General features: G+C 39.1%; 11 protein-coding genes. All 11 read right to left on the bottom strand.

What is annotated here, in order from left to right; genetic code table 11:
- Positions 1-228: 228 nt before the first annotated feature.
- The 11 genes from G525_RS0109345 to G525_RS0109295 all read right to left on the bottom strand — a co-directional run bounded on the left by G525_RS0109345 (position 229) and on the right by G525_RS0109295 (position 17,581).
- On the bottom strand, positions 229-1,575 hold the full coding sequence (locus G525_RS0109345) for an alpha-L-fucosidase (RefSeq protein ID WP_027125939.1): 1,347 nt from the start codon (positions 1,573-1,575) through the stop codon (positions 229-231).
- A 57-nt stretch (positions 1,576-1,632) separates the two neighbouring features.
- Positions 1,633-2,949 (bottom strand): alpha-L-fucosidase, encoded by a 1,317-nt coding sequence (locus tag G525_RS0109340; protein WP_027125938.1) that lies wholly within the window; start codon positions 2,947-2,949, stop codon positions 1,633-1,635.
- Between the two features lie 3 nt (positions 2,950-2,952).
- Complete coding sequence (locus G525_RS0109335) at positions 2,953-5,286, bottom strand: glycoside hydrolase family 20 protein (protein ID WP_027125937.1); 2,334 nt, start codon at positions 5,284-5,286, stop codon at positions 2,953-2,955.
- Between the two features lie 86 nt (positions 5,287-5,372).
- Positions 5,373-6,392, bottom strand: a complete 1,020-nt coding sequence (locus G525_RS0109330) for an isoaspartyl peptidase/L-asparaginase family protein (protein ID WP_027125936.1) — start codon at positions 6,390-6,392, stop codon at positions 5,373-5,375.
- Between the two features lie 11 nt (positions 6,393-6,403).
- Complete coding sequence (locus G525_RS20635; RefSeq protein WP_035479381.1) at positions 6,404-8,650, bottom strand: GH92 family glycosyl hydrolase; 2,247 nt, start codon at positions 8,648-8,650, stop codon at positions 6,404-6,406.
- A gap of 6 nt (positions 8,651-8,656) precedes the next feature.
- A complete protein-coding gene (locus tag G525_RS0109320) occupies positions 8,657-9,772 on the bottom strand; it encodes a family 10 glycosylhydrolase (protein ID WP_027125935.1) in 1,116 nt (371 codons plus the stop codon).
- Between the two features lie 24 nt (positions 9,773-9,796).
- Complete coding sequence (locus G525_RS0109315; protein WP_051209870.1) at positions 9,797-10,960, bottom strand: glycoside hydrolase family 18 protein; 1,164 nt, start codon at positions 10,958-10,960, stop codon at positions 9,797-9,799.
- A gap of 68 nt (positions 10,961-11,028) precedes the next feature.
- Complete coding sequence (locus G525_RS0109310; protein ID WP_245577761.1) at positions 11,029-12,078, bottom strand: carbohydrate-binding family 9-like protein; 1,050 nt, start codon at positions 12,076-12,078, stop codon at positions 11,029-11,031.
- A gap of 120 nt (positions 12,079-12,198) precedes the next feature.
- Positions 12,199-13,164, bottom strand: a complete 966-nt coding sequence (locus G525_RS0109305) for a glycoside hydrolase family 130 protein (RefSeq protein ID WP_027125932.1) — start codon at positions 13,162-13,164, stop codon at positions 12,199-12,201.
- Between the two features lie 262 nt (positions 13,165-13,426).
- Positions 13,427-15,304 carry a sodium:solute symporter family protein gene (locus tag G525_RS0109300; protein WP_027125931.1) on the bottom strand — a complete coding sequence of 626 codons (1,878 nt, stop codon included), beginning with the start codon at positions 15,302-15,304 and terminating at the stop codon, positions 13,427-13,429.
- 6 nt (positions 15,305-15,310) lie between these two features.
- Complete coding sequence (locus G525_RS0109295) at positions 15,311-17,581, bottom strand: GH92 family glycosyl hydrolase (RefSeq protein WP_027125930.1); 2,271 nt, start codon at positions 17,579-17,581, stop codon at positions 15,311-15,313.
- Positions 17,582-18,046: the final 465 nt, after the last annotated feature.

The raw sequence follows: 18,046 nt of genomic DNA, 5'->3' as shown, positions 1-18,046 counted from the left end.
AAATGTGCTATTTTTTATTTCACGAACCTAACAGACTTTTAGTTTGAATTAAAAACTTCTACAGGCTTGTAGTCTGGTATAGCACTTCAAGTTTGATTTTATTATTTTCTATTTAAATCCAATCCCCCTGAAGATTTCAGGAGAAAAAAAAATTCCCGAACTCTAAAACCTAACGAACCAATCTTGATTCTTGATTCTATCAGCGCAGCGGTCTTAATTCTTTCTTTTCTAATTCAACTCCACCGCCTGTCCGTGACCTCTATATAATTTTAAAGGCCCTTCCAATTCCACTTCTAAAATGGTCACATTCGCATCTAAATTCTTTGCTTGAGGCACTTCAATTCTCAAAATCCCAGGAATATTATTCCACGCCGCACCACCATTTCTTTCAAAACTGAGTTCTTTACCATTTCCTACAACTTTGATGGATTTCACTTTATTTTGAATCCCTTTTAATGAGATATAATTATTCGGTGTATCAAATAAGGCCAAATAGATTTTAGTTTCATCCTTACTTAGCATCGTTGGACCATAAAAATGCCCATAAGGCAAACCTGCTTTCGTACCGAAAACCGCCGACTCGTGTTTATTGACCCATTCTCCCAAAGCTTCCAAGCGTTCCATTTCATTATCTCCGATAGTACCATCAGGCTTTGGACCAATATTTAATAATAAATTGCCTCCTGAAGCGATCACTTCAACAAAAGTCCTGATGATTTGTGATACCGGCTTATAATTGGTATCTGAAGGGAAATTCCCCCAATTATCGTTCATGGTCATACAGAATTCCCATGCCCCATCAGGTCTTACGATAGGAACACCTTGTTCAGGAGTACTATAATCGCCATAAGTTTTGAGTCGGGAATTGACAATCACTTTTGGGTTCCAGGCCAATAAGGTGTCTTTTAAAAATTCTGCGCGCCATTGTTCGCTCGATTTTTCCCAATCGCCATCAAACCAATATAAATCTGGATTATAATTCGTACTCAACTCTTTTAGCTGATCATGATTAAATTTAAGAAAACGTTGCCATGGCGATAATTGATTTTGATTCTTTTGAGGATAATCCTTTCGGGTATCAGGTCGTGGGAATACGACATCATAATCAGGGTGCGACCAATCAATCAACGAATAATACAAACCTACTTTCAGGTCTTCTTTTCTTAAGGCATCTACCAATGGGCCCACCAAATCGCGTTTGGCAGGTGTTTTCTCCACCACGTTCAATTTACTCACTTTAGTACCCCATAAAGCCACTCCATCATGATGTTTTGTGGTCAACACCGCATAACGTGCTCCAATTTTCTTGAACAATTTTGCCCAAGCTTCAGGATCGTAGTTTTTTGCAGTAAATTCTTTGCCTTGCGCCATATAATCATCATAGGTGATTTGCTTATGGTACAACGACCAAGATTCGCCAATACCGTTGACGCCATAATAGCCCCAGTGCATGAAGATACCGAGTTTAGCATCTTGAAACCACTCCAAGCGTTCTTCTTTTGTTAGCTTTTCTTGAGCCGTAGCTTGATTGGCGACTAAGAAAGCTAATACCGCAATAATCTTAAAATATTTCATCCTTAATTGATTTATTTATATCTTTTGTTTTGTCTGATCTTTTTAAAAATACCATCTTTATTTCAAAGTAATTTCTATAATGGTATCGATTTCATTTTGGTCTGCTTCAGGGATTTCAATACGTAATCCATCTTTAGATTGTTTGGTCTTCACTTTACTTTTATTAGAGAATAATTTAGCCGATTTAATAATTGCCTTAAACTCTGGAATGACAATAGGTTTTGTTTGTTTTTCTAACAAATGAAGGTAAAGCACATTTTCTTTTTGGGTTGAAACCCAGTCTTTGCTTGGTGGGATAATTCCAGCTTTCGTCCCGTATATGGTCTCCCCGTTTGTTTTCAACCAATCCCCTATTTCAGATAGAGATTGAATATGTTCCTCTTGTATTTTACCGTTCGGCATAGGTCCGACATTTAACAACAAATTACTTCCAAAACCCGATGCTCTGACTAAATAATGAACAAGCTCTTTCTGTGATTTATGCTTTTTGTCCCGTAAGTCAAAACCCCAAGACCCATTAATGGTCGCACAAACCTCTCTTGGCAATTTACCAACATGGGATGCTGAAGTCCCAAAACTTGTTTTGTTTTCTCCAGGTAAATCTCTTTCAAACATTTGAAAATCTTCTCCTGGCTTAAGGGCGTCGTGATGGTTATTTCCAATTAAACATTGCGGTTGTAGATCGTGTATTAGTTTATATATCTCGTCATAATGCCAGTTGGCATTCTTTTTATCCCAATCGCCATCAAACCAAATTCCAGCAATATCGCCATAGTTGGTCAACAACTCTGTTAATTGAGCTTTCATAAAATCAATATAGGCATTCCAATCCCCCTCTTTTCTTCCTTCGATTCCATTACCTGTCGAACCTCTCGGGAAATAATCATCACGATGCCAATCAAGCAACGAATAATAAAAGAAAAGTTTGATTCCTTCCTTCTCACAGGCCTCTGCCAAATCTTTTATAACATCCTTTCCATAGGGTGTTTTTTTAACAATAGTATAATCTGTGGCTTTAGAATCAAACATTGAAAATCCATCATGATGTCTCGTAGTGATGGTCATGTATTTCATTCCCGCATTTTTTGCAATCTTCACCCATTCTTCCGCATTAAATTCAATGGGGTTGAAAAATGAAGGCAATTTCTCGTAAGCATCAATTGAAATATTTTGATTGTTCATCACCCATTCACCATCACCCAAAATACTATACACCCCCCAATGAATAAAGAGTCCGAATTTAGCATCTTCAAACCATTGCCGAGCCTCCAAATTATTTTCGGTTGGCACATAACTGGTTTGGGAAGTAACCTCTTTGGATGTACTCAAAAAGATTAATGCCGCTATTATAATTCGTATCGTCTTTAGATTCATTCTTTAATTAATTATAATTTCATCAACAAATAACCACACACCACCAACAGCACCAGGAAGTTTCTCCAGACTTTCAGCAACCACTTTTACATACCTTACCGATTGTTCTTCAAATGACACTTTAAAATCTTTTAAATCGGATGCTGGGTTTTTAGCAAAAGCTCTCTTTTCAACGCCTACATCTTTATAAGTTTTACCATCGTTGGAAACATAGACGCTTACTGAAGTTGGGAAATAAATTCCAGGCCCTTGATTTTCTAAGGTTCCTACAAGAACTTCATGAATAGGCATCTCCTCACCCAAGTCCACAACGGCTTCCATTCCTTTCCCCAACCACGCTTGCCAACGGCCGTCCTGGAAGTTTTTGCTGCCTCGTAAGGTGTTGACCATGCCAAACTCACCATCACCTTGATAGCGATCGTCATAAATTTCTTTAAAAGTCACCTTTTTACCTACGGCTTTATGAAATGCGACCGTCGTATTAAACGGCACACCAACCGCTTTATCATCTTTAAATAATGACGCGTGAATAGTCGTCGTTTTATCGATTTTTAAAGGTTCGGTGTATTTTATGGCATTGTCTGAAAGTTGATCTTCATTTAATGAATATCGAATATCTGCATCGGTAAATTCATTTTTCAGGCTTACAGAAGCCTCTTTGGTATCCATGTCTATTTGCACGTCGGCCATAACCAGATAGGCACTTTTCGCATAATTAATATCTAAATACTCAAAACGTTCGAAAAGGGTCAAAATTCTTTTTGAAAAATCATCCCAATCTCTGGATTCCTTTGGGCTCCAAACGGCTTCAGACAATGCCGCTAGCCTTGGATAGATCATATACTGAGAATGTGATTCCGTTTTAATTTGCTCGGACCATAAATTTGCCTGCCCTCCCAAAACGTGTTTGGCCTGCTCCGGTGTCATCGTTTCTACAATAGGGTCAAATTCGTATACTTTGCTTAAAGGGATGTAACCACCCCACGCCAAAGGCTCTTCATTTTGTGGCCCTTGATAATAATCAAAATACATATACGAGGTGGGCGTCATAACCACATCGTGACCTTGGTCTGCAGCTTCAATACCGCCTTCAAAACCTCTCCAGCTCATCACAGTAGCTTCTGGAGCCAAACCACCTTCTAAAATCTCGTCCCAACCAATCAGTTTTCTATCGTGTGAAGCAATAAAACGTTCCATTCTTTTGATAAAATAGCTCTGTAATTCATCCACGCTGGCCAAACCCTCATCTTTCATACGTTTTTGACAATGTGGACATTTCTCCCAGTTGGTTTTTGTAGCCTCATCACCACCAACATGGATATATTCCGATGGAAACAATTCCATAACTTCCAACAGAACATTTTCTAAAAACTCAAAGGTCGATTCTTTTCCTGCGCAGTAAATCTCTGTGATTGGCCAAACCCCACCTGATGGCACACCAATAGGCGTTTCAAAACATGACAATTCCGGATAGGCTGCAATGGCACTCATAACGTGCGCCGGCATTTCAATTTCAGGAACCACCCCTACGCCTTTTGATTTGGCATAGGCCACAATTTCCTTGATGTCTTCTTGTGTATAGAATCCGCCGTAAGTGGCGTCATCTTCTGGGGTCGTCACGCGACGGCCATCCCAATGTGAGTCTTCTTGATCGTTTCTAAATCCACCGATTTCAGTCAGTTTTGGATACTTTTTAATTTCAATTCGCCAGCCTTGATCATCCACTAAATGAAAATGAAACACATTCATTTTGTGCATGGCCAACATATCGATGGTTTGTAGGATATATTCCTTTTCAAAAAAATGACGGGCGACATCCAAATGTAAACCTCGCCACCTAAAGCGCGGTTCATCCTTTATGGTGAGGTTCGGAATTATCCAGTCAGTATTTTCTACAAGATCCTTACTTTCAATTTGTGTAGGTAGTAATTGTCGGATCGATTCCACTGCATATAAAAATCCTGAAAAGGTTTTTGCTTTTATGGCGACTTTTTCAGAATTCACAACCAGTTCGTAGGCTTCATCATTTAAATTCTCATCGACAATAAACTCGACATAATTAGTCTGAGGTGCTTTTTCCGAAACACCCAAAGTCCATCCTGCTGCATGTTTAAATTTATCCGCTAAAATGGAAATAATTTCATTTTGAGAAGCATCAGAAATCACAAATTGCGTTTGGTCATTAAACTCAAAAACGCCGTCTTTCAACTGCAATTCTACTGGTTTTGGGATGATGGCAATGTCAGCTTCTGTAAAAACTTTAGTCTCTTTACTTTCTTGGCAGGACGCCATCATGGCGATGACAACTAAAACCATCATCTTTTTTAATACGTTCATTTTCAAAAATTTAAATATTGCGATAAAAATCAATAATTCTACAAAGATGTTGCTCCTCTGGAGCTATTTAACTTTAAACATGGTTCTTATTCCTCCCAAGCCATTTTAAACGTGGCATCTTCCATGCGGTTGCCTTGTTCTTCATCGTATATGGCATAATTAAACCCAGAACGCAAACTGTAACCGGCATGCTCGCCATTTTTATTGACGGCGATAAATCCGACTTGGAGATATTCCATGTCCTTGTGGTTTTTATGCTTATTGTAAATGCGTTCCACAATTTCCTTACAGGCTTCAAGAGGCGATTTGCCCTGACGCATCAATTCCACCACCATGGCACTTCCTGCGGTTCTTAATACGGCCTCACCCAAACCAGTGGCCGCTGCCGCGCCTACTTCATTATCTAAAAACAGGCCTGCACCGATGATTGGTGAATCGCCAACACGTCCGTGCATTTTCCAAGCCGCACCACTTGTGGTACAACCTCCTGAAATATTACCATCTTCATCAATAACCAACATGGAAATCGTATCGTGGTTTTCCATATTGATGACGGGTTTATATTTGGATTCTTCCATCCATTTTTTCCAATCGGCTTCTGCTTCTGGCGTTAATAAGTTTTCTTCCTTAAAACCTTCAGACAAGGCAAACTGAAGCGCACCTGCACCTGCGAGCATCACGTGAGGTGTGTTCTGCAATACTTTTTTGGCTACTGAAATGGGATGTTTGATGCCTTGCAAAAACGATACGGATCCACAGTCGCTGTTATGGTCCATGATACAGGCGTCTAAGGTTACTTTACCTTCTCTATCAGGAAAACCACCGTAACCCACACTTCTCACCTCAGGATCTGCTTCAGGAATTTTCATACCCTCCTCAATGGCATCCAAGGCCGATTTTCCATTTTTCAATTGCTTCCAAGTTTCGTCATTTGCCGGCAAGCCATGGTTCCAAGTGGAAATCACCAAGGGCTTCACTGCTTTTTTATTAGATGCAGCAGCTGCCACAACAGGCTCCTTACTGGTTAAATTATTACAGCTTAAAACCGTACTAACTCCTATAGTTCCTAAGGCAGCTTTTTTTATAAAATTCCTTCTATCTGACATTGTCTGATTTTTTAATTATATAGTTTAGAAGATGGTGCCATTGAATTTTTACTGGTTTTACTGGGCGTATTTCCCATATTAAAAACCAATTCTCCACCTGCCATAATCTCTTTATGTGTGATGTAATTTCGGTCTATCTTCTCGCCATTTAGTGTAATGGTTTGAATGTATATATTGTCTTTATTGTTATCCAAAGCCTTTACTGTAAAGGCTTTTCCATTTTCCAAATTAAGGGTTGCTGAATCAATCAGCGGTGATCCGAAGACATATACCCCTTGTGCAGGATTCATAGGATAAAAGCCCAAGGCACTGAATACATACCACGATGACATTTGTCCGCAGTCTTCATTGCCGCAATGGCCGTTCGGTTCATTTTGATATTGGGTTTCTAAAATCTCTCGGACCAATTTTTGAGTCTTCCACGGCTTTTCAATATAATTGTACAAATAAGCAACGTGATGACTCGGTTCATTACCATGCGCATATTGACCGATCATTCCTGTACTGAAAATAGGTAATATGTCTTCTGGCAACGGGTTTAAAGTAAACATGGAATCGAGTTTCTTTTCAAATACTTCTTTACCACCAAGAGCCTCCGTAAGCCCTTCGATATTGTGCTGAACTGACCAAAAATATTGCCAGGCATTACTTTCGCAGAAATATGACGAATAATCCTTAGGAACGAAATCCTCAACAAAAGTGCCATCTTTTAGCTTTGGACGCATAAATGTACTTTGCGTATCATAAACATTTTGCCAATTTTCCGAGCGTTTTATAAAGGTATTATAATCGTCCGTTTTTCCCAAGGCTTTTGCGAATTGTGCAATGCACCAATCGTCATAGGCATATTCCAAAGTTTTGGAAACCGACCAATCATCTTCCTCGTCACCCGCTGGCACATATCCCAAAGCCATATACTCATCGATTTGTCGAGAAGCATCTGTAGCACTGGCGATACACGCTTCGTAAGCTAAATCTGCATTGAAATCTTTAATCCCTTTAAAATAAGCATCCACAATTACGGGAACAGCGTGGTAGCCAATCATCATATTGCTTTCATTGCCTTGCATGGACCAAACTGGTAAAAGACCTGTTTCCTTATAATGGGCGAGCATGGAATTGACCATATCTGACACCCTATTTGGATGCATGATGGTATATAATGGATGCGCCGCGCGATAGGTATCCCATAGCGAAAAGGTATCGTATCTATCAAAACCTTGAGCGTTCATGATACTATCATTGGCGCCTTTATAATCGCCGTTATGATCACTTAATAAGGTGGGTGCCAACATGGATTGATACAGCATCGTATAAAAAATACGCTTTTTGGTATCGTCAGCTATCGTGATGTTGATTTTATTGAGTTGGGTTTCCCATTTGCCTTCTGCCTTGCTTCTTATTTCATCAAAATCAAAATGTGGTGCTTCCTCTTCCAAAGATTTGTACGCCCCTTCAATAGTTGCTGTCGATATTCCGGTTTTTAAGATGATTTGGTCGCCTTCTTCAGTGGCATAATCCAAAATGATCTTTGTGTTTTTTCCTCTAACTGGCGACTTCGTCAACGAATCATTTTTAAATAATTGATACGACTTAAAAGGTTTCGAAACCTTTATTACAAAATAAACCCGTTGGTCTTTTGCCCAACCTGTAGATTTCCGATAGCCTTCAATGGTGGTGTCATCAACCACATTAAAATGGGTTTCAGTAGGACTGTCCCAATTTAAGGAATAGCCCAAATCGATGTGAATTTGCGTGCTATCGTCTTTAGGAAAAGTGTATCTATGAATGCCGGTTCTTTCGGTGGCGGTTAATTCTGCCTTAATGCCAAAATCCAATAAATCGACCGTATAATACCCCGGCGATGCGGATTCCTTTTCATGTGAAAAGCTCGAAAACGGTTTAAATAGATTGGCTTCTATGCGTTCTGAAAATCGGCTGTTGGTAGGCATTACCAAAATATCGTAGAGATCGCCGGCGCCTGTTCCGGATAAATGCATATGTGAGAATCCAGTAATAATAGAGTCTTGGTAAAAATAACCTGAAATGCGGTCCCATCCAGAAATCCCAATATCAGGACTCAATTGTACCATCCCAAAAGGAACGGTAGCACCAGGATAAGTATTTCCAGGGCCATCAGTTCCAATAAACGGGTTGACAAAACTGGTTAATTTAACTTGGTTTGATACATCCGCAGATTCCTTGCACTGAAGCAAAAACAGCGTAAAAAAAAGCGTTATTAGACCAAATTTTTTCATTTCTTCTTATTTAAAGCTTTCTTTCGTTTCCCTAATGGTTTGCAGATAAGCATCGGTTAATTGTGGTCCATCAAAGAAGGTAACGCCTTTGGCACCATTGTCCTTGGCGTAATGAATGGCTTCTTTTAATTCTTCCGCAGATGTAAATGGCGGTAAAAAAACGCCAGTATTTAATCCGACATTTTTAGGTTCTAAATCGGTGACGCCTTGTTTAGTGGCATACCCGATCCAATCGATTTCCTCGTTATAAAATCCGTGGTAAATCATTGGATAGACTTCATCAATATTCCATTTGTCCCAACGTTGACGTACCATATGATCGGCCATTTCAGGATAAGGAAAAACCGCTGCAGTTAAGTTTTTGTTGTGTTTATGGACGATATCATAAGCATCATTCACCAAATTGCGAATCGCATTCAACCTGAAATTCTTCCATTCCATATCGATAGCGGTGTTCTCACTTTCCAATGGATTTTTATGATGTATTTTTTCGAATTCGCTAATGCAGACCTCACAATAACAAAAATCGTATTCTGCCATTTCAGTTTCTTGCTTTAAATTATATTTCGGAAGTAAACCGATTGGTAAGAAGATATCGGGAAAACGAATATAGTCCAAATGCACACTTTCAATGCCGTCCACTTTTGCCATTTTCTCAACCAATCCTAAAATATGGTTTCTCGATTCAGTCCGTGTAGGGCATAACCACTGATAGTAGTTGACATACGGACGGGTATCAAAACAGGAGTTACCATCTCTGCTGACCATATACCATTCCGGGTGTTTTTGAGCAACAGTATCGCCTGCGCGATTTGCAGCCCACATCCAGGCATGTACTTTTAAACCTTCTTTAGCGGCTAACGGGACCAAACGTTCGAGTTCCTCAGGATCTGTGGAAGTATTAATGAGAAGTTCATCAATTCCGCCGTCTTTATATCGCTTAAATTCGGCCGCATAATCCGCATTGGCTTTGTCTTTATTGGAAGTGATCCAAGTCCCAAATTTAAAAGCAGGTTCTGCAGGTGCTACAACTGTTGCTAAATTGTTCTGCTTGCTTTCTTGTTGATTACAACCAGCCAATACCGAAAGACAGATGACAAATAAGAGGAATTTAATTTTCATGTGAATGGAATTTAATATGAATATTTAGTACAAACTTTCAAAAAGAGTATTTAATAGCTCCTGATCTTTATCTAAACTATATTCCCAAAACATAGCACCACCCAAACCTTTTTCCTTAATATAGTCTGCCTTTAACTTTATTTCTTTAGGTGTATCATAAGAAATAAAAATTTTATCGGTGGGATTCCAGAGGTAAGATGCTTTTGCAGATTCGTCATACATTTTTTCGTACTTGCCAGATTTTAATTTTTCAAGAATTTCCCAGTAGGAAATAATATAACCACCTTGATTAGCGTTGGCGTATAAAGGAACTTCTGTTGGTGCTACTTTCTCCCATTGTCTGCCATAAAAAGGAATTCCCAAGACTAATTTTTCAACTGGAACACCCGCTTTAATATGTCTGTCGATGGATTCTACGCCACTATTTCCGCCATATTTTTCTTTATCCGATGAGTGTAAATTAGCATGATGCCCAGTTTGGAACATCCAACCTTGGTAAAAGTCGTAGCCCATCACATTAATAAAATCAAGGTGCTTGTGTGCTTCTCCTAAATTGGTGTGGTCGATATAGGCTTGATCCGCACCGGTGGCAATAGTTAAAAGATAATGTGTGTTGTCTTTCTCACCTTGTACATCCAATGCTTTACGGATTTCAGCCAAAAGCAAAGTGAAGTTATCTTTATCGGATGGACGGAAGTCATTGTCTTCTGCACGTTGACCAGGATATTCCCAATCTAAATCGACCCCGTCAAATTCATGCTTTTTCAAAAGTGCAACGCAGCTTTCTGCAAACTTTTTTCGAGATGCATCATAAGCTGCCATAGTTGAAAACTGGTCAGACCAAACCCAGCCGCCCACAGAATACAGGACTTTTAAATCGGGGTTTTGCTCTTTAAGTCCAATCAAAGTGGCGATTTTGGCCGCATCCGTTTCCAATTCAAACGCTGCTTTTCCTTCTACAATATTGGCAAAGGCAAAGTTAATATGGGTGAGTTTTGTGGCATCGATCTTTGAAAAATCATAATCTTCGTATCCTGCGGCATAACCAATGATTTTCATATCTACGTCAGATCTTTTTTCAATGGTTTGCTCCTGATTTATTACGTCTTGATTTGTTTCTCTCTTTTTTTCAGAGGTGTTGCACGCGAAAAAAAGTGGGATTAGAAAAAGATATTTGATTATTCTCATAATATAATTTTTTTATACCTCTCAGTCCCGATAACTATCGGAACTGAGAGGTTTTGTCGATACTCAATTCATTGACTTAGAAATTCCCCATCCTCTTTTATGATCAGCATTTTATCTGTAAACGGACTTTTAGCTGAAATGGTCCATCCAAATCTATGGGTTTCAATTTTTGGTTCGATCGTTTTTCCTTCAACAACTATTGGGGATGAGGATAGTTGTTCCACCGAAGTTGCCCATTGTTTATTCGTCTCGTAATGTTTCTTTTGGGCTCGGAACAAATTATACATCTCCCATTTTATTTTTTCATCATTTGGGATTTCAAACGTATCCTTTCCGCCTGCTTCTGTTGATGAGAAATATACATAGCCCCATTTTTCAGGTTCGTGCATATTGATGACGCCTTGTGATGACCAGACCCAGTTGTATTCTGGTAGATAATTTCCTTTGGCATCTTTTTTCCGTTCGTATTTACCATCGGTAATTTGATGATCCCAATTGACTCTGGAAAAATTCACACGCCAAAAATCATCTTTAGGAACATTTTCTTCAAAATAAGCTTTATTGAAAACATCCCAAGGAATTGCCATTTCGAGTACCCAACCTTTGTCGGTATCATTAGGATTATTCAAAGTGCCATCGATAGTGATGGCCGATTTCATACCTGTAGCGGTCCAATCGTTTAAAACCACATTGTTTTCACGATAGGGTTTGTTGACGAATAAATCCCAAACTGTATTGATGGCGTTCACCTCTATTTCATAATAATTATGGGCATCGCCATTAGGATCAACAAAGACCTCGAAATCATTGTTATAGAAAATAATGGCGTCGTGTTCAGTAATATCTGCCCAAACGTGTGGTTCGTCCATTTTCGCCATAATATAGAAATAGGTGTCATCCCAGAGCATTTTGACTTGGGTATCGTAGGTTGGTTTTTTTATGCCTTCAATGTCAATGAAGAGGTTGGTCCAATCTACTTTATTCCAGGCGGCATCGGTATCCTTCCCGTCTATTTCAATAGGTTCAGGACTATGATAAGCGATATAGCTTTCTGGAATGATGGTGGTCTGTGATTGCGCAAAAGTTGTCATAGTGACAACTGCGCATAATAGAGTCAAAAAATTAATCTTTAAAATCATTTCATGTCCTAGTTTTAATAACTGATGGTTTTTAGCCTCGTTTTCCTTCGAGTATATTTAGACCTACAAGGTTTTGAAAACCTTACAGGTCTAATGAACTTACAAACTATTGTCTTTTGTAAACTGAACAACTTCGCTCAATTTACCAAATGCCATGGCGACTACAGTATCTGCAGCACCATAGTAAATCGCCAGTTTATCTGCTTCTATATCATGTAACGCCGCACAAGGGAATACCACGTTGGGTACGTCTCCTGTGGTTTCGTAAAGTTCTGCAGGCCCCAATAAATACGGTTGGGTTCTGTATTTCACTTTATCGGGTTGATTTTCATCTAAAAGCGCAGCCCCCATGGCATAACGGAACCCGTTACAGGTAGTGATGACCCCGTGATAGATCATCAACCAACCTTCATCTGTCAAAATAGGAATTGGACCCGCACCAATCTTGGTACATTGCCAAGCACTATCTACAAATGGAGTTGTTTTCATCACACAACGATGCTCTCCCCAATATATCATATCAGGACTGTAGCTGATGTAAATATCACCAAATGGCGTATGGCCATTATCACTTGGGCGACTCAACATCGCGTACTTTCCGTTGATCTTCTTAGGAAATAAAACCCCGTTTCTATTGAACGGCAAAAAGGCATTTTCACATTGGAAAAACTCTTTGAAATCGTAGGTATAAGCAATCCCGATCGTTGGTCCGTGATAGCCATTACACCATGTAACCCAATACCGATCCTCGATAAACACAACACGTGGGTCATATTTATAATCGGATTCGATCATTTCTGTGTTTCCTGCTTGCATCACGATAGGATCATGATTAATGTCCCAATCGATCCCATTTTTACTGAAGCCAGCAAAAATATTCATCTGTACCGATTTGTTATCGCACCTAAAAACGCCGGCAAAGCCATCGCCAAAAGGGACCACGGCACTATTAAAAATACTGTTGGAGGATGGAATATCATATCTGTTGATGATAGGATTTTCAGAATATCTCCAAACTACATCATTGCAACCTTCCGGTTTATCTTGCCAAGGAAATGTACTCATATAAGACTATTATTAATTTTTTATGTTTATTCTAAATTCACTGTTTTTTGTTCTTGTTTCTTTGTAAGTCCTCAGTCAGCCGTCTACAGTCCCCAGTTTTACATCGCTCATGGATTTTCCTGCATTGATCATGTAGTTTTCATCACTCACCACTGAACTTCGCTGATTAGTGTTGACTGTTATTCCTTATTCAAAAATCAACATTCTTCAATCGTTAATCGTTAATCAAATTTCGTTATTTTTTACGACTCACAATTCACCTCTAATTCGGAATCTTCCGCACCTTATCCAACCAAGTAAACTTTAAAATAATGGAGGTTATCAAAAATACGCCTAAAGAAACAAATGCCTTAGGATAATCGCGGATAATAAAGTAAATAGGCAGTACAATCATGCTGGATTGCCAAACAATCCCAATGGCACAATTTAACATGTCTGCCCAAAATTCAGAATTTCGTTCAATTTCAACTTTGTCTTTCTTTAATTCCTGTAATACAGGTTTCCAAAACCCCCAAGGATGGACGTTCGAATAAAATGCTTTGAGCACCTTCATATCTGTGGGTTGGGTGAGATACGTTCCTAAGAAAGAACCCAAAAGCGACACCCCAAATATGATTGGAAATAAATAGATAGCAGAGACATGCGATAAATCGTAAAGCAACGTGCCCTCCGAAAAATGCGCTTTATTCTGATCCAATAAAAATTGTAAACTGGCAATAATCAAACCTGACAACATCCCCCAAAAATAACCCCAGCCGTTAAAACGCCACCAGATCCATTTCAGGAAATTGGCCGCCACATAACCACCAAACAATGAACTGGTAATCCATAAGGTCAACGAGTTGATGGAGTCTGCAAAAAAGCCCATAAACACTCCTAGACCAACAACGGCAAAAGAAGCAATATGGCTGGCCTTTATATAATGGCTATTTGATGCTTTGGGTTTAAAATATTTCTTATAAATATCATTGACAATATACGCAGGCCCTGCATTGACAAAGGCCGAAAATGTAGACATAAACGCCGCCAACAACCCTGCTAAAAGCAAGCCTTTAATGCCCACCGGAACATGGAAATTAACGACTTGAGGCAGTAAAATTTCCAAATCGCCCCAGGCCAAATTTGGATTTGTCGCCATTTGTGGAGCCAATACCACCAAGGCAATGACTACAATACCACCTATTAATAAATACCGTGGAATAAACAATACTAAGTTGGTGAAGCCACTCATATATGCCGCTTCCTTAACCGTTTTTGTTGACAAAATGCGTTGCATATCAAAACTTGGTGTAGGCCCTGCAATACTGGCAAAAAATCCTTTAAAAAGACTCATCCCTATCAAAGCACCAAACATTTTATAACCTTCTGAATCTACTAAATTATTAAAAGCTTGATATTTGTCGCTCCAATGCGTTCCTAATTCCCAATCGAAAAAAATGTTTTTCCACTCTTCAGTAATCACACTTGTAACTTCGATATCAGTAAAAGCAAAAAACGAATATGCCGCAACCAAAACTCCGGCAAGAACCATTATTCCATATTGTAGCACCTCAGTAGCCACAACGGAGAACATCCCTCCTTTGATCGTGTAGATGGTCGTGAGCAAAATAATAATTAAGGCATAAGATTGCTCAGAGGTCAATAATTCTGAAGCTCCACTATACAAGGCTAAATCCCATGGCAAAATAACGGTCATAAACTTCCCGACCCCCTCAAAGAAATAGGCAATAAAACCAATAGAGGCAATGACGGCAAAAAGTGCCACAATTTTATGCGACGCTCGTCCGGCTTTGTCATCGCCAAATCGGGTTAATATCCATTCCGATCCGGTCATGATATTGGAGCGCCTGATCCAAACGGCCAAAAACATCATGATAAAAATCTGATTCCATATTGGCCAGAGCCACATGAGCATAAAACTCTTGGTCCCATAGAGAAATAGCCACCCGACCATTAGTGCCGTTCCTGAAATATCAAACATTCCAGAACCGTTGCTCAATCCTAAATAATACCATTTTATGGAATTGCCACCCAGAAAATAAGAATCCAAGCCTTTGGAAGCTCTTTTGGACATCCAAATCCCCACGCCCAATGTCAAAACAATATAGACAGCAATAATTGATATGTCAATAATATCCATTTGTCGTTAGTTGTTGGATGGTTGCGAAATGTTGTTTACTCCCCAGTTTTTATTCGGTTGGTCACCCATCACAAAATGTAAAGTGCCACCTTTTAAAATTTCTTCATGAGAGATTCTTGTTTGATTAAATTCCTTTCCATTCAAGGTTGCAGATTGGATATAGAAGTTTTTATCTGAAACATTTTCTGCTTCAATAACAAAGCTGTTATCTGCCAGTTTAATGGTCGCTTTTTCAAAAATAGGCGTCCCAATTTCGTATTCTGCCGAAGCAGGATTCATAGGATATAAACCTATTGAGCTCAAGACGTACCATGCGCTCATTTGTCCGCAGTCTTCATTCCCACTCAAGCCATTCGGAGTAGTATTGTATTGGGTGTCCATAATATGGCGCGCCCAATATTGTGTACGCCAAGGCTGATCGGCATGATTGAACATATAGGCAATATGATGGCTTGGCTCATTCCCATGTGCGTATTGACCAATAAGTCCGGTGATATCTGCAGAAATATTATCGCCTGTAATTTCAGAGCTTTCAGTAAATAACTGCTCCAATCGTTTTGAAAACGCATCATTTCCACCGTGGATTTTTATCAGGTCATCCACGTCTTGTGGTACAAACCAACTGTGTTGCCAGGCGTTACCTTCGGTATAATCGGTCTGTTCTCTGTGATTGGAATGTTTAGCGTCAAAAGGTTCGTTCCACGATTTTCCATCTACCGATTTTCCGCGCATAAATCCGGATTCCGCATCATATAAATGTTGGTAAGCTTTTGATCGTTTTAAGAAAAACTGATAGTCTTCTTCCTTGCCCAATTCCTTTGCCATTTCGGCCACACACCAATCGTTATAGGCATATTCCAAAGTGATGGTCACAGATTCGTCCAATAAACTGTAAGGAATATAGCCGTGTTTTTTATAATGATCCAAGCCACGTTCATCCTGCATCATGGTGTTTTTCATCGCTTCGTAGGCCTTTTCTGCATCAAAACCGCGAATTCCCTTTTTATAGGCTTCCACGATTACGGGAATAGAATGGTACCCTGTCATGGTATTTGTTTCGTTGCCGTACAAGGTCCATACAGGTAATATCTTTTTAACTTCATAATATGCCAACATGGAGTTGACCATATCAGAAACCCGATCAGGAGCGATTAAGGTCAACAAAGGATGTTCTGCTCTAAAGGTATCCCAAAGGGACAAAGTGGAATAGGCCGTATAATCATCTGCAGTAACTATGCTATCGTTCTCCATTCTAAATTGGCCATTTTTATCACTAAAAGTTACAGGTGCCAATTGCGCGTGGTACAAAGCCGTATAAAAAATAGTTTTTAAGGAATCGGTTGGAGTTTCAACAGCTATTGCCGACAATGCCGAATTCCATAAGTTCTTGGCATCTGATTTGGTCTTCTCAAAATCAAAACCATCCGTCCCTAAATTGTCTTTGGCATTTTCAATACTCACCGATGACACCGCTACTTTTGCGATTAACTCCGTACTTTTTTCATTATGATCAAAAAATAACTGAGCGGTAGATTTAATGCCTTCATGCCCCCCATCTTTATAGACTTCACCATCCACATAGAGTTTATAATCTGCAATTGGCTTTGAAAATTTAGCCACGAAAAACACCTTTTGGTTGTGCGCCCAACCCGTGCTATGACGATAGCCACTAACAGTATAGCGGTCCTCAACTTTTAAGGAAGACGCCACAACTTTATCCCAGTTAATTGCAAATCCTAAATTGATAATTACCGATTGGTCATCATCCTCTTTAAAGGTGTATCTATGATAGGCCGTTCTTTTGGAGGTTGTCAATTCTACATTGATATTGTGATCCTCTAGAAACACCTGATAATAGCCAGGACTTGCCTTTTCATTATTATGATTGTATGTCGATTTATACGGAAGACTATCACGAGACATTGGATTTAAAGTCAAATCAAAGGCTTTGTTACTAGGCATAAAAAGAATATCTGCCAAGTCGCCAATTCCTGTACCACTTAAGTTCAAATGACTAAAACCTACAACAATGCTATCAGAGTAATGGTAACCAGAACACCAATCCCATGCACTAATACCGTTTACGGGACTTACTTGAAGCATTCCGAAAGGAACTGTTGCACCCGGGTAGGTATGCCCATGTCCTCCAGTTCCAATAAATGGATCTACATAACTGGCAAGATCCACCTTTTCAGTTGATATAGATTCTGGCTTTTCTTTACAGCTTACTATAAAAACAGTACTTAGAACAATGAGGTATAGTTGTTTCATCATGATATTTTAATCAGAATTATTAAATGCATTGTATTTTATTCACTTCTAAAAAAAGCAAAATATTCCCTCCTTGCTTCTATTCTGTAAAATGTACAGTCCTTTACTCTTTACAAAGAAAATGACATACATTTAACTCAATTTGAGACGATCTCATAATCCTTTCAAAAAACAAAAAAACAAGACGAGATCAATCTATAAATTTTCATAATTTTAACCACAATTAAAATAAATTTAGACGGACAACACGTTAACTCCCCTGAACATCACTAAAAATATTTTTTAATGAAATATAACTCCAATCGACTTTACAGAATCTCGTTTTGGCACCACATTATATTCTGGTTAGTTTACTTTTTATTCAATACGTTTCGCTGGGGAAGCTACTTTGATGATTACCTCTATTCATTAAAAACAAATTTGATTGGCTTTCCAATTCATATCTCGTTGTGTTACTTCAATCTTTATTTT

Source organism: Gelidibacter mesophilus DSM 14095 (genome assembly GCF_000423005.1).
GTDB classification, from domain to species: Bacteria; Bacteroidota; Bacteroidia; order Flavobacteriales; family Flavobacteriaceae; genus Gelidibacter; species Gelidibacter mesophilus.
This window is presented reverse-complemented; position numbering and strand designations above follow the sequence as displayed.

Excerpts from the sequence above, each read along its gene's own strand:
- G525_RS0109345 (WP_027125939.1), bottom strand. The coding sequence starts at position 1,575 with ATGAAATATTTTAAGATTATTGCGGTATTAGCTTTCTTAGTCGCCAAT.
- G525_RS0109340 (WP_027125938.1), bottom strand. The coding sequence starts at position 2,949 with ATGAATCTAAAGACGATACGAATTATAATAGCGGCATTAATCTTTTTG.
- G525_RS0109335 (WP_027125937.1), bottom strand. The coding sequence starts at position 5,286 with ATGAACGTATTAAAAAAGATGATGGTTTTAGTTGTCATCGCCATGATG.
- G525_RS0109330 (WP_027125936.1), bottom strand. The coding sequence starts at position 6,392 with ATGTCAGATAGAAGGAATTTTATAAAAAAAGCTGCCTTAGGAACTATA.
- G525_RS20635 (WP_035479381.1), bottom strand. The coding sequence starts at position 8,650 with ATGAAAAAATTTGGTCTAATAACGCTTTTTTTTACGCTGTTTTTGCTT.
- G525_RS0109320 (WP_027125935.1), bottom strand. The coding sequence starts at position 9,772 with ATGAAAATTAAATTCCTCTTATTTGTCATCTGTCTTTCGGTATTGGCT.
- G525_RS0109315 (WP_051209870.1), bottom strand. The coding sequence starts at position 10,960 with ATGAGAATAATCAAATATCTTTTTCTAATCCCACTTTTTTTCGCGTGC.
- G525_RS0109305 (WP_027125932.1), bottom strand. The coding sequence starts at position 13,164 with ATGAGTACATTTCCTTGGCAAGATAAACCGGAAGGTTGCAATGATGTA.
- G525_RS0109300 (WP_027125931.1), bottom strand. The coding sequence starts at position 15,304 with ATGGATATTATTGACATATCAATTATTGCTGTCTATATTGTTTTGACA.